Source organism: Micromonospora echinofusca, assembly GCF_017614955.1.
Lineage (GTDB): Bacteria > Actinomycetota > Actinomycetes > Mycobacteriales > Micromonosporaceae > Micromonospora > Micromonospora echinofusca_A.
The window spans coordinates 1-13,200 of record NZ_WVUH01000206.1; the positions used below are offsets into that span (position 1 = coordinate 1).

Sequence of the window (13,200 nt, forward strand, 5' to 3'; positions counted from 1 at the left end):
CCCTTCGTGTGTCCTGCCCGGCTGTCGTTTCTCCACCCGGAACCGGTCGGCCCGCTCGATTTCTCGGCCCGCTCGACCTGCCGACGCCGGGCGCCGACGCCCGCTCGATCCCTCGACCGGCCGGCCTGCCGACGCCGGGGCGCCGAGGCCCTCTCGATCAACTCCGTTTCCAGGAAGTCGGGCCATCGGGCGGCGCGGACACCCCGATTTCCAGAGAATCCCGTGGGGCGCAGGGCGGCCGGTCAGAGGTCCGCTGCGGTCGCGGGACCGGCGGCGGCCCGCCGCACGGCCCCGGGACACCGACCTGGCGTCAGTGCTCGGTGCCGACCAGTTCGCCGTTCGGACCGCCGACGGTGGGGGACTGTTTCCGGTCGTCCCCGGCGGTCTGCTCCGGAGCGGCCCGCTCCGCTGCGGCGTGGTCGGCCGCGATACGACGGCGGCGCAGCTCGGTGGGGAGTACGGCGAGCGCGACCAGCAGGCCGATCAGACCGGTCACCGCGAAACCCCAACCGGCCACGGTGTGGTCGATGACCGCGCCGGCCAGGGGCGCCCCGAGCGCGACCCCCACGGTGATCGCCGAGCCGTGCAGCCCCATCGCCTCACCCCGGGCCCCGACCGGCGCCAGCCGGCTCACCGTGTCGGCCGTCGCAGCGATGGTCGGCGCGCAGAGCAGACCGGCGGGTACCAGCGCGAGACAGAGCAGCCACCACGTCCCGCCGCCCAGACCGATCGGGATGGTGGTCAGGCTCAGCCCGGCCAGCAGTACCCACGGGGGGACCGGCCGGGTGAGCGCGCCGTAGGCGAAACCGCCCACCAGGGAGGCGACGGCCCAGACGGTGAGGACCAGCCCGGTCCAGCGGACCTCGCCGCCGTCGCGCAGGGCCGCCACGACCGACACGTCGGTGCCGCCGAGGACCAGGGTGCAGGCGGTACTGACGGCGAGGACACCGAAGAGCCGGGGGGTCAACCAGGCCCGCCGGCTCGGCGGCCCGACCGGACCCGTCGGCTCGTCACTGCCCCGGGTGGGCGGGTTCAGCAGGAAGAGCGTGATCCCGGAACCCACGATGCCGGCGCCCACGGCGTACAGGGTGAGGTGCGGCGAGAAACTGGTGGCCAGGGCGACCGCCAGAGCCGGCCCGATCATGAACGACAACTCGACCGACATGGAGTCCAGCGCGTACGCCGGCCGGCGCTGGTCGGGCGGGGCCATCGCGGCGATGGACTGCCGGATCACCGAGAACAGCGGCAGGTTCAGCAGACCACCGAGGAAGGCGGCGCCGACCAGCACCGGATAGGGCAGGACCGCGGCCGTGGACCAGAAGACCGCCTCGGCGACGGTGGTCAGGGCCAGCACCGGACGCAGCCCGTACCGGTCGACCAGCCGGCCCAGCAGCGGGGCGCCGAGCGCGGCACCCACCGTCATGGCCGCGCCGACCAGACCGGCCGCCCCGTACCCCCGCTCCAGTTCGAGCAGGACGTAGAAGGTCAACGCCAGGCTGGTGGCGGTGAACGGGATGCGGGCGAGCACCGACACCAGCAGCAGCGGGCGTAGTCCGGGCAGGGCGAGCGCCTGCCGGTAAGGCTTCAGGTTCACGTTGGTCCGTACCTCCGGTGCCATCCTGCCCCGGAGGTACGACCATCGGGCCAGTGATTCTGCTGATCAGGTGGGGCTGATCACCGGGGCGCCGGCCAGGGTGACCCCGGCACCCTCCATCGCCCGCAGCGCCACGTCGGTGGTGGGGGCGGCCACCGCGGCGGTCAACTCCAGCAGGACCGTGGTGTCGAAACCCTCCCGGGCGGCGTCCAGCGCGGTGGCCCGTACGCAGTGGTCGGTGGCGATGCCGACCAGCTCCACCCGGTCCACGTCGTGCCGGCGCAGCCAGTCCGCGAGGCACTCCCCACCGTCGGTGTGGCCCTCGAAGCCGGAGTACGCCGCCGCGCGCTCGCCCTTGTGGAAGACCGCCTCGATCCGGGTGGTGTCCAGTTCCGGGTGGAACTCCGAGCCGGACGTGCCGACCACGCAGTGCACCGGCCAGGAGTCGACGAAGTCCGGCGGGTTGCCGAAGTGCGGGCCCGGGTCGATGTGGTAGTCCTTGGTCGCCACCACGTGGTCCCACCGGTCCGGGTGGGTGGCCAGCAGCCGGGAGATCCCGGCGGCCACCCCGGCCCCGCCCGCCACGGCGAGGGAGCCACCCTCGCAGAAGTCGTTCTGCACGTCCACGATGATCAGGGCGCTGCCCATCGGGGTACTCCTCTCGGTCCGGAGGGCGGGTCAGCCCGCCGGTACGACGGTGACAGGGAGGGCGGGATCCCCGGCGGAGAGCTTCAACCCCTCCCACGGGATGGAGATCAGGCACTGCCGCAGGTGGTCCCGCGACTCGGCGAGGGTGGGCAGGTCCACCGGCTCGCCGGAGACCACGTACGACTGCTGGAGCAGCCGGTCGTTGGGCTGCCGGTCCGGTACGCCCTGCGGCACGATGACCTCCTCGGTCGCCGTACCGGTCGGCTTGTGCCGGCGGACCGCGACCTTGCGTCCGCCGATGGTGCCCTTGTTCTCCGACCGCTTGACCACCGGTCGCCCGTCGACCTCGACGAGCTTGTAGACCAGGCTGGCGGTGGGGGCACCGGAGCCGGTGACCACGGCGGTCCCGGCGCCGTACATGTCGACCGGCTCGGCGGCGAGCGCCGCGATGGCGTACTCGTCGAGGTCACCCGAGACGATGATCTTCGTCTCGGTGGCCCCGAGGGAGTCGAGCAGTTCGCGGGACTGCTGGGCGATCACCGCCAGGTCACCCGAGTCGATCCGGACCGCCCGCAGCTCCGGCCCGGCCACCTCGATGGCGGTGCGGATGCCCTGGCTGATGTCGTACGTGTCGACCAGCAGCGTGGTGTCCCGGCCCAGCGTGGCGACCTGCGAGGCGAACGCCGCCCGCTCGTCGTCGTGCAGCAGGGTGAACGCGTGCGCGGCGGTACCGGCGGTGGGGATGCCGTACCGCTGGCCGGCCGCCAGGTTGGAGGTGAACCCGAAACCGGCCAGGTAGGCCGCGCGGGCGGCGGCCACCGCGGCCTCCTCGTGGGCCCGCCGGGAGCCCATCTCGATCAGGGTGCGCCCGCGTGCCGCGGTCACCATCCGGGCCGCTGCCGCCGCCACCGCACAGTCGTGGTTGAGCACCGACAGCACCAGCGTCTCCAGCACCACGCACTCGGCGAAGGTGCCGGAGACGGTGAGGACCGGCGAACCGGGGAAGAACAGCTCCCCTTCGGCGTACCCGTCGATGTCGCCGGTGAAGCGGTAGTTGGTGAGCCACTCGGCGGCCTCGGCGTCCACCACCCCGGTCCGGCGCAGGAAGGCGATCTCGTCGGCGTCGAAACGGAACTCCCGGATCAGCTCCGTCAACCGGCCGGTGCCGGCCACCACGCCGTACCGGCGGCCGGTCGGCAGCCGGCGCGCGAACACCTCGAACACGCAACGCCGGTCGGCCGTGCCGTCCCGCAGGGCGGCGCTCACCATGGTCAGCTCGTAGTGGTCGGTCAGCAGCGCGGGGCGAAGGATGCTCACCAGCACAGCCTAGGGTTCACTCCGCGGTGGCGGCGTCGCGGTCCGGCATCGCCCGCAGGGCGGTCCGCAGTTCGTTACGACCGGTAACCCCGAGTTTGCTGTACACCCGTTGCAGGTGGTTCTCCACCGTCCGGGGCGAGAGGAAGAGCTGCTCCGCGATGGTGCGGCTGGCGGTGCCGTCCGCCGCGAGCCGGGCGATCTGCTGCTCCCGGGCGGTCAGCGCGGGCTGCCCGGTGGCGAGCGCCGGGGTACGCAGCCCGTCGGTGGCGCCGAGCAGGTCGCCGAGGCGCTGCTGGGCCGCCGCCAGCGGCGGGCCACCGGCCCGGCGCAGCGCCGCCACGGCGGTCGCCGCCGCCTCGGCCGCCCAGACGTGCAGTCCGAGCCCGGCGAACCGGTCGGCGATGTCGAGCAGTTCCCCACCGGCGCCCTGCGCGACGGCCCGGGCATGCCGGGCCAGCAGGGGCGGCAGCATCCCGTCGACCGACCCGGCCAGCTCGGTCAGCCGCCGGGCCACGGTCCACCGGCTGTCCCCGGGCGGACCCACCGGGGCGTTCGGCCGGCCGTACCGGACCAGGTCGTGCAGGGCCAGCACCTCATGTCCGGCGAACCCGTCCGCCTGGAGCCGGTGCACCAGCGCGGTGAGGACCCGCGCCGCCCCGGCCAGGTCACCACCGGCCGCCAGGGTCGCGGCCCGGGCCTGGTCCCGCCACGGGTACAGCACCGCCATCCCGGGGGCCTGCGCCCGGTCGGACTCGGCCATCGCCTCCACCGCCTGGGCGGTGTCCCCGCGCAGCGCCGCGGCCTGTGCCCGTTCGGTGTGGGCCAGCCCGGCGTACACCCGGCTGGTGGCCAGTACGGCACAGGCACCGAGACTGGCCCGGAGCGCCTCGGCGGTCCGTCCCCGCATCCGGGCCGCGTACGCCCGCAGGATCGACAGGTAGCCGGAGCCGAGCCGGAAGTCACCGGCGTCGGCCAGGTCGGCGAACTCGGCGGCCACGATGCCGTCGATCCCGGCGAGGTCCCCGGCGAGCGCCAGCCGGGTACCCCGGGCCAGTTCCAGGGCGAGCTGGAGGTAGGGCATGTCCCCCCGCCACCGGGCGGCGCCCGCCTCCACGGCGGCGATGGCCCGACCGCTCGCGGTCAGCTCGCCCCGGGCGGCCTGGAGGTGGGCGATGGTGCACCGGGCCAGCTCGCGGGCGGCCACCGGGGCCGCCGGCCGGTCCAGCACCGCCCGGGACAGGCGCAGTGCGGTCGTGGTGTCCAGCCGGTGCAGTCGCATGATCGCCTCGAAGGCGCTGACCCGGGCGTGGTCGGCCGGGTCGGTCAGCTCCGCCGCGCTGGCCGCCATCTCCTCCACCGTGGACTCGCGGCTCAGTCCCCAGTAGCTGACCATGGCCCGGACGGTCAGCCACCGGCTGCGCCGCCGGTCGTTGCTGACCAGCCCGGCCACCCGGTCGAGGACGCGGATCGCCTCGTCGGGCTGGTCACCGAACATCAGGATGGTGGCGAGCAGTTCCGCCGCGTCGAAGCCGCCCTCGGCGTCGAGCGCCGCCCGCGCGAGCCGGGTGGCCAACGGCACGTCGTACCGGCCGAACGCCTGGGCGGCGGCGTTGACCAGCAGGGCCGGGTCCTGGGTGGTACCCGAGTCCAGCCGCCAGACCGCCACCCGCAGCAGGTCGTCCCGGCGGCGCTTGCCGGTCCCTTCCAGCAGGTCGGCGAGCTGCCCGGTCAGCCTCCGGCGGCGACTCACCGGGCACTGCCGGCGGACCACCTCGCCGTAGAGCGGATGGGCCAGCCGGACGTTGCTGCGCCGGTCGTTGCGGACCACGCTGATCAGCCCGCGCTCCTCGGCGGTCTCCACGGCCGTCTGGTCGGTCGCTTCGGACAGCAGGGTCAGGCCGACCGGTTCGCCGAACGCGACCAGCTCCACCACGGTCCTGACCTCCGGGGTGAGCTGACCGATCCGGGCGTCGATCAGGTCGGTGAGGCTGGGCGCCAGTTCCAGTCGGCCGGTCCACCGCCAGACCCCGTACCGGCGGGTCAGTTCCCCGCTGGCGTTGGCGGCCAGGACCAGTTCCCGGACCAGCAGCGGGTTGCCGCCGGAGAGCCGCCACAGCCGTTCCGCCGAGGGGTCGTCGACCGGGCCGCCCAGGATCGCGGCGAGCAGGTCGGCGGTGTCCGTGACGTCGAGCGGCGCGAGTTCGGTGTGGTCGACCAGGTCGTCGGTCCACAGGGCGCGGATCGGCAGCGGAAGCTGCTCACCGTTGCGTAGGGTACCCAGCACGGTCGCCTGTTCCGACCGGGCCAGGAGATAGACCAGCGCGGCCGAGGACGGGTCCAGCAGGTGCGCGTCGTCCACCGCGAGCACGATGGGCCGGCCGGCCGCCTGCTGGTGCAGGGCGTCCAGCGCCCAACGCAGGATGGCCGCCGGGGAGAGCCCCCGGGGCTGGTCGGCGGGGAGGACCTGGACGAGACCGCCGAAGGGCAGCCCGGCGGTGGCGATGTTGGCCGAGGCCAGCCAGACCGCGTACCGGTCGGTGGGCAACGCCTCGATCCCCTCCCGGAGCAGCCGGCTCTTGCCGATCCCGGCGGTGCCGCTGATGAAGAGCCCCCGGCCGGTCTCCCCGGTCGCGGCGGCGGTCAGCCGGTGTAGTTCAGCGGACCGCCCGACGAAGCTCCACGGGTTCACCGGCGCAGCATATCGACCGTACTCCCTGCGGCAGCACCCCGTCACGGAGAGAAGTTGAGTAAGCTTACCGTTACCGCTGAGTACCGGAGAGTGCCCGGATCGCGGTGAAGGGTCGTAATCTTCCGGCAGCCGGTCCCGTCAGACCGGAACTTTTCCACAGTCCGGCTCTCCCCGGCCGGGCTGCTGTCCCGCCAGGGAGGCCAGTGAGATGGACTCCGGTCCCCTCCGCCGGATCGTCGCTGCCAACTACCCGCTGCCCGGCCTCCGGCCGGGCCGGTCGGGCCCGGACGCCCCGGGCCCGGACGATCCGCTGGCGGTGGTGGCCGTCGGGCCGGCGGGCGCGCTCCGCCGGGAGCTGCTCGCCGGGCTGCTCGACACCGTCCCGGAGCTGCTGACCGTACCGGCGGGCAGCTACCTGGTGCTGCACCACGACCGGACCCCGACCCGGATGGCGTACGTGCCCGGCCTGCGACAGCCGCACCGGTTCACCGCCGACCCGTTCGGGGTCGGTCCGGTGCCGACCCGGCCACCACGCCGGGTGGAGCTGGCCAGCGCCGACCCGCTGCTCCGGCACTTCTCGCTCGTCGACGCGCCGGACACCGACCAGCTCGGCCCGGCGGCCGTCCGGGTCCTGCTGGACGTGGTGGACCGGGCCGGTGCCCTGCTCTGGGTGACCGCCGCCGACCAGACCTTCACCGCCGCCGAACTGCACCTGTTGGCCGAGGTCGCGGCCCGGCAGGTGGCGGTCTTCTTCGTGCTCACCCCGGCCGCCCCGGGCCGGTTCCCCGACCCGGGCGACGAGCCGGCGGAGAGCTATCTCGACCCGGTGGCGATCACCCTGCACGCCCACCGGGTGGCGCTGCTGTCGGCGGTGCCGGCCCTGGCCGGAGCCGCCTGGCTGGCGCCCGACGCCACGGATCTCGGCCCGCTGCGCCGCGCCCTGGTCGACTGGGCGGTCCAGGAGGGGCTGCGCCGGGCCAGCAGTCAGCCGCCGCCGGGCATCGGCGGCAACCGCCGGGTGCCGGTACGCCCCGGTGTCGAGCGGGACGACTGGGCCGACCGGCTGGAGCGGGAGGTCCGCGCTCACGTCCAGCGCATCCGGCAGGACCTCGCCCTGGAGTTGGCGAACATCCACCTGCGGGCGGTGCAGGAGATCGTGTTCGGGGTCGGCTGTGTCGGCCTGCCCCACCTGCTCGACCGGGAGCTGCACGCGTTGTCGCTCCAGGCCACCGCGGCGTGCGACCGGGCGGTGGACCGGATCCTCGACGACGCCTTCGTCCGGGTACTCGGTCGTCCGGCGGACGACGACGTCCGGCGGCGGGTGGTCACCGCGGTGCAGTTCGGGTTCACCGATCCGCCGACCGAGCACGGGCGGAACCGGGTGCTCCTGGTGACCAGCACCGCCGGTGTGGCGGCGCTCACCGGCCCCGGCGCGACCGACGCGCTGGCCGCGTTCGCCGGTCCCGGCCGGACCGCACTCCTGCCGCCCGTCGGGCTGGCCCTGTCCGGCAGCTGCTACCAGTACTGGCGCACCCCGGCGAACGACGACACCGGCCAGGCGCGGAGCTGGGTCCAGCGGGCGCTGCGGGAGATCGAGTTGGAGCTGCAACGGCAGGTGTCCGGGCGGTTCGAGGCGTTCCGGCTGTCGCTGACCACGGTGCTCAACGACGCCGTCGAGCACGGCATCCTGCTGGCGTAGGGAGGCAGTCCGTGCCCGAGGGCAGTACCGCCGGACCACTCCGGCCACCCGTGCGGACCGGGGCGGTTGCTGTCTCCGGACGGACCGGTACGGGCCTCCCCGGCGTTCCGGTTCATCACCGGCCCGGATCCGGTGGCACGATGGGAGGCATGGCGGCTCCGCAGGTTGCACCGGTCGGAACGCCGGCCACCGATGAGGTGCCGGCACCGGACCGGCCGTGGGTGACGATCGTCTGGGACGATCCGGTCAATCTGATGACGTACGTGACCTGGGTCTTCCAGAAGCTCTTCGGCTACAGCCGGGAGAAGGCCGAGGAGTTGATGCTCGACGTGCACCACAAGGGTCGGGCGGTGGTCTCCAGCGGCGCCCGGGAACGGATGGAACACGACGCGTCGCAGCTGCACGCGTACGGGCTCTGGGCGACGGTGGACCGGTTGTGACCGGTGGAGAGGTGACGGCGTGAGCATGTTCCGTCGGCAGGGTGACCGCTACGTGGTCTCCCTCGCCCCCGACGAGGTCCGGGTGCTGCGCAAGGTCGCCTCCGAGGTGGTCGGGTTGCTGACCGACGGCTTCGACCACACCGACCCGGTGGTCGGCCGGCTCTTCCCGGACATCTACCCGGAGGATCCGGCGAACTCGGCGGACTTCCGCCGCTACACCGAGGGTGACCTGAAGACCGCCAAGATCGACCAGGCCGGCGCGATCCTGGCCGCCCTGCCGGACGGTGCCGGTGGCGAGGTCCGCCTGGACGCCGAGGCGGCCGAGGCGTGGCTGCGGGCGCTCAACGACGCGCGGCTGGCGATGGGGGTACGCCTGGAGATCCGGGACGGCACCGACCTCGGCGCCGAGCTGGACGAGGCGATGCTGGTCGATCCCGGGTCCAGCCGGGTGTTCCAGCTCTCCGTCTACGCGTATCTCGGCTACCTCCAGGAGTCCCTGCTGAACGTCATGCTCGACTAGTTGAGCCCGGCGGCGGGCCGGGGTGGCTGCCCGGCGGGCGCGCCGGCCGTCCGGCGGCGGGCCGGGGTGGCCGTCCGGCGGATTCGTGACACCGGCCACGTCGGCTCCGGGCCGGTCAGGCGGTACGCTGTCAGGCGTGCTGAGTATCGACCGGTCGATCGTCGACGCGATTGTCGCGCACGCGCGTCGTGACCACCCGGACGAGGCGTGCGGCGTGGTCGCGGGACCCGCTGGCAGTGACACCCCCACCCGGCACATCCCGATGGTCAACGCCGCCCGGTCGATGACGTTCTACGAGTTCGACTCGATGGAGCAGCTGCGGGTGTGGCGGGAGATGGACGACTGCGACGAGGAGCCGGTGGTCATCTACCACTCGCACACCGCGACCCAGGCGTACCCGTCGCGTACCGACGTCGCCTTCGCCGGTGAGCCGGGTGCGCACTACCTGCTCGTCTCGACGCGTGACCCCGACACCGAGGAGATCCGCTCGTACCGCATCGTGGACGGCGTGATCACCGAGGAGCCGGTACGGATCGTGGATGCCACCGTGGACCCGCACGCCGTCCAGTCCTACATGTTCGGGCAGAGCCCGGCCGAGGTCGACTACGAGTGTTCCGGTAACTGATCCGTCAGTTGACCCGGCACCACCGTTCCCTCTTCCGGCACGTTCTCTTCCCGATTAGGAGTCAGCATCATGGCCATCGAGGTTCGCGTTCCCACCATCCTGCGCAGCTACACCGGCGGCGCCAAGGTCGTCGAGGGTGCCGGTGACACCCTGGGTGACCTGCTCACCGACCTGGACGCCCGGTTCTCCGGGCTGCGTGGCCGGCTGGTCACCGAGACCGGCACGCTGCACCGCTTCGTCAACGTCTACGTCAACGACGAGGACGTCCGTTTCCTGGGCGCGTTGGACGCCAAGCTCGCCGACGGCGACACGGTGACCATCCTGCCGGCCGTGGCGGGTGGCGCGTTCGGTTTCGCGGCGGCTGCGGCGATCATCGGGCACCGCGCCGCCGCCGCGGCGACCGTCGGCCGTGCCCTGGGCACGGCGGGCGCCGTCCGCTGAGGCGGCCGGCGTGACGCGGTACGACAGCCTGCTCGACGCCTGCGGGGGGACCCCTCTGGTGGGGTTGCCCCGGCTCTCACCGACGGTGCCCGAGGGGGCACCGCCGGTGCGGCTCTGGGCGAAGCTGGAGGATCGCAACCCGACCGGGAGCATCAAGGACCGGCCGGCGCTGTTCATGGTCCGTGAGGCCGAACGCACCGGCCGGCTCCGGCCCGGCGACACCATCCTGGAGCCCACCAGCGGCAACACCGGCATCTCCCTGGCCATGGTGGCCAAGCTGCGGGGTTACCGGTTGGTGTGTGTCATGCCGGAGAACGTCTCCGCCGAGCGGGTCCAGCTGCTCCGGATGTACGGCGCGGAGATCATCTTCTCGCCGGCGGCCGGCGGGTCCAACCAGGCGGTCGCCACCGCGAAGCAGATCGCGGCGGAGCACCCGGACTGGGTGATGCTCTACCAGTACGGCAACGACGCCAACGCCCGCGCGCACTACCAGACCACCGGTCCGGAGCTGTTGCAGGACCTGCCGACGATCACGCACTTCGTGGCCGGGCTGGGCACCACCGGCACCCTGATGGGTACGGGGCGCTTCCTGCGCGAGAAGGTCGAGGGCATCGAGATCGTCGCCGCCGAGCCCCGGTACGGCGAGCTGGTCTACGGGCTGCGCAACATCGACGAGGGCTACGTGCCCGAGCTGTACGACGCCACCGTGCTGACCCGGCGCTTCTCGGTCGGTACCCGCGACGCGGTGCTGCGTACCCGGCAGCTGGTCGAGGTGGAGGGCATCTTCGCCGGCTTCTCCACCGGGGCCATCCTGCACGCGGCGTTGGCCGTGGCGCACGAGGCGGTCAGGGCCGGCCGCCGCGCCGACGTGGCCTTCGTGGTGTGCGACGGCGGTTGGAAGTACCTCTCCACCGGCGCGTACGGCGGCACCCTCGCCGACGCCGAGGAGGCCTTGGACGGTCAGCTCTGGGCGTGACGGCCGGGCGGGTTCGACGGGTGTCGGTGTCACCTTGGCGACAACTTGCTCCAGATCATTCTTGCCGGCACCCGGCCCGGCGTAGGCTGCGCAGCGTGGCGGATGCGTCGGTAATGATCATCGACGGGACGCGGATCGGTCCGGCCATTACCGCTGGTGAGTACAGGACGACCGGATGCGACTGACCGTGCTGGGCTGTGCCGGGAGCTTTCCCGGCCCGGAGTCGGCCTGCTCCGCCTATCTTGTCGAGGCGGACGGTTTCCGACTCCTGCTGGACTTCGGGTCCGGCTCCCTCTCCGCCCTCCAGCGGTACGCCGGACTGCACGCCGTCGACGCGATCCTGCTCAGTCACCTGCACTGCGACCACATCCTCGACGCCGTCTCGTACGTGGTGGTCCGGCGGTACGCCCCGGAGGGCGCGTACCCGCCGATCCCTGTCTATGCGCCCTCGGGTGCGCCGGACCGGCTCGCCGCCGCGTACGGCCAGGACGACGTCTCGGTCTCCGACGTGTACCAGTTCTACAGCCTGCAACCGGGGACCTTCCCGATCGGCCCGTTCGCCGTCACCGTCGACCGGGTCAACCACCCCGTCGAGACGTACGGGGTGCGACTGGAACACGAGGGCCGGGTGCTCTGCTACTCGTCGGACACCGCACCCTGCGACGCCCTGCTCCGCCTGGCCCACGGCGCGGACGTCTTCCTCTGCGAGGCCAGCTACCTCGACGGGATGGACAACCCACCGGATCTGCACCTGACCGGCCGGGAGGCCGGCGAGACGGCGACCAAGGCGGAGGTGGGTCGGCTGCTGCTGACCCACCTGGTGACCGCCTGGGGCAGCGAGGCGCAGACCACCGACGCCGCCGCCAGCACCTACGCCGGCCCGCTGGAGGTCGTCCGCCCCGGCTCCCGGTACGAGATCTGACCGTTCGGCGCCGTCGACCGATCGGACCGTCCCGGCTGCCGTGACCGGGGGCGACCGTTCCGTGGCCCAACGTTCGCCGGCCGGTCAACCGGTGGTCGCCTGCTGCTCCGGTACCACCCGCACGGTGTGGCCATGCGGATCGCCATCGTCACGGAGTCCTTCCCGCCGGATGTGAACGGTGTGGCGAACTCCGTCGTGCAGGTCGCCGGCCACCTCCTCCGCAGGGGCCACCAGCCGGTGGTGATCGCCCCCGCACCGTCGGGCACCCGTCGCGCCCACCTCGACGGCCAGCCGTACCCGGTGGTGCGCATCCCCAGCGTGCCGGTGCCCCGGTACCACGGTTTCCGGCTCGGGCTGCCCACCGGACGACTGACCGAGGCGCTGCTCGCCGCCGCCCCGGACGTCGTCCACCTGGCCAGTCCCTTCGTGCTCGGCGGCCGGGCGGCGTCGGTGGCGGCGCGGCACGGGCTGCCCACGGTGGCGGTCTACCAGACCGACGTCGCCGCGTACGCCCGCGCCTACCGGTTGGGCTGGGGCGAGGCCGCCGCGTGGCGCCGCGTCCGGGCGATCCACAACTCGGCCCGCCGTACCCTGGCGCCCTCGACCCGGGCCGCCGCGGACCTGATCGCCAACGGGGTCGAGCGGATCTGGTTGTGGGGTCGGGGCGTGGACGCCGAGCGGTTCCACCCCGACCGGCGTTGCGCGCAACTGCGCCGCCGGCTCGCCCCGGCGGGGGAGGTGCTGGTCGGCTACGTCGGCCGGCTGGCCCCGGAGAAACGGGTCGAACTGCTGGCCGGGACCTCCCGGCTGCCCGGGGTACGGGTGGTCGTGGTGGGGGACGGTCCGGCCCGGGGTGACCTGGTCCGGGCGCTGCCCGGGGTGACCTTCCTCGGCATGCGGCACGGCGACGAACTGGCCCGGATCTACGCCAGCCTGGACGTCTTCGTGCACCCCGGACCACATGAGACCTTCGGGCAGACCCTCCAGGAGGCGCTGGCCAGCGGGGTGCCGGTGGTGGCACCGGCCGCCGGTGGACCGGTGGACCTGGTCAGCGACGGGGTGACCGGGATCCTGGTGCCACCCGACGACGGGCCGGCACTGGCCCGCGCGGTGGGCGTCCTCGCCACCGACCCGGCGCGCCGCGCCGGGTACGGGGCAGCCGCCCGGGCCGCCGTGGGCCGGCGTAGCTGGTCCGTGGTGGGTGACGAGTTGATCGGCCACTACCGGGCGGTGCGGGCGGCGCCGACCGTCGTGCGGCGGTGGGCGACCGCCTGACCGGAGGCCCTACCATCTTGCCGTGGCCCACCCCGTTGCCGGACCGTCCGACCC

The 13,200-nt window shown here is 73.4% G+C and carries 12 protein-coding genes; 8 read left to right on the plus strand and 4 right to left on the minus strand.

Translation table 11 applies throughout. The features are described from left to right. Positions 1-310: 310 nt before the first annotated feature. From GSF22_RS21460 to GSF22_RS21475, 4 genes are read right to left on the minus strand one after another with little or no spacing between them, the layout of a single operon-like run. On the minus strand, positions 311-1,618 hold the full coding sequence (locus GSF22_RS21460; protein WP_208815529.1) for an MFS transporter: 1,308 nt from the start codon (positions 1,616-1,618) through the stop codon (positions 311-313). 42 nt (positions 1,619-1,660) lie between these two features. Further along, entirely contained in the window at positions 1,661-2,242 is a 582-nt protein-coding gene (locus GSF22_RS21465) for an isochorismatase family protein (RefSeq protein ID WP_208815530.1), read from the minus strand. A gap of 30 nt (positions 2,243-2,272) precedes the next feature. Beyond that, positions 2,273-3,559, minus strand: a complete 1,287-nt coding sequence (locus GSF22_RS21470) for a nicotinate phosphoribosyltransferase (protein ID WP_208815531.1) — start codon at positions 3,557-3,559, stop codon at positions 2,273-2,275. 16 nt (positions 3,560-3,575) lie between these two features. After that, positions 3,576-6,248, minus strand: coding sequence for a helix-turn-helix transcriptional regulator (locus GSF22_RS21475; RefSeq protein WP_208815532.1), 2,673 nt, complete (start codon positions 6,246-6,248; stop codon positions 3,576-3,578). A 208-nt stretch (positions 6,249-6,456) separates the two neighbouring features. On the opposite strand from GSF22_RS21475, the gene GSF22_RS21480 reads away from it, so the two are divergent. From GSF22_RS21480 to GSF22_RS21515, 8 genes are all read left to right on the plus strand, one after another. Further along, positions 6,457-7,947 (plus strand): hypothetical protein, encoded by a 1,491-nt coding sequence (locus GSF22_RS21480; protein ID WP_208815533.1) that lies wholly within the window; start codon positions 6,457-6,459, stop codon positions 7,945-7,947. A gap of 149 nt (positions 7,948-8,096) precedes the next feature. After that, on the plus strand, positions 8,097-8,387 hold the full coding sequence (gene clpS, locus GSF22_RS21485) for an ATP-dependent Clp protease adapter ClpS (RefSeq protein WP_208815534.1): 291 nt from the start codon (positions 8,097-8,099) through the stop codon (positions 8,385-8,387). Between the two features lie 25 nt (positions 8,388-8,412). Then, the gene (locus GSF22_RS21490) at positions 8,413-8,907 is read left to right on the plus strand and encodes a DUF2017 domain-containing protein (protein WP_208815540.1); all 495 of its coding nucleotides are present in this window, start codon (positions 8,413-8,415) and stop codon (positions 8,905-8,907) included. Positions 8,908-9,043: 136 nt separating this feature from the next. Next, positions 9,044-9,532 (plus strand): Mov34/MPN/PAD-1 family protein, encoded by a 489-nt coding sequence (locus tag GSF22_RS21495; protein ID WP_208815535.1) that lies wholly within the window; start codon positions 9,044-9,046, stop codon positions 9,530-9,532. A 69-nt stretch (positions 9,533-9,601) separates the two neighbouring features. Then, positions 9,602-9,973 (plus strand): MoaD family protein, encoded by a 372-nt coding sequence (locus GSF22_RS21500; RefSeq protein ID WP_208815536.1) that lies wholly within the window; start codon positions 9,602-9,604, stop codon positions 9,971-9,973. Between the two features lie 10 nt (positions 9,974-9,983). After that, positions 9,984-10,949, plus strand: a complete 966-nt coding sequence (locus GSF22_RS21505; protein ID WP_208815537.1) for a PLP-dependent cysteine synthase family protein — start codon at positions 9,984-9,986, stop codon at positions 10,947-10,949. Between the two features lie 175 nt (positions 10,950-11,124). Next, positions 11,125-11,871 carry an MBL fold metallo-hydrolase gene (locus tag GSF22_RS21510; RefSeq protein ID WP_208815538.1) on the plus strand — a complete coding sequence of 249 codons (747 nt, stop codon included), beginning with the start codon at positions 11,125-11,127 and terminating at the stop codon, positions 11,869-11,871. A gap of 132 nt (positions 11,872-12,003) precedes the next feature. Beyond that, positions 12,004-13,146: a glycosyltransferase family 4 protein gene (locus GSF22_RS21515; RefSeq protein ID WP_208815539.1), complete on the plus strand. Its 1,143-nt coding sequence runs from the start codon at positions 12,004-12,006 to the stop codon at positions 13,144-13,146. Positions 13,147-13,200 lie beyond the last annotated feature (54 nt).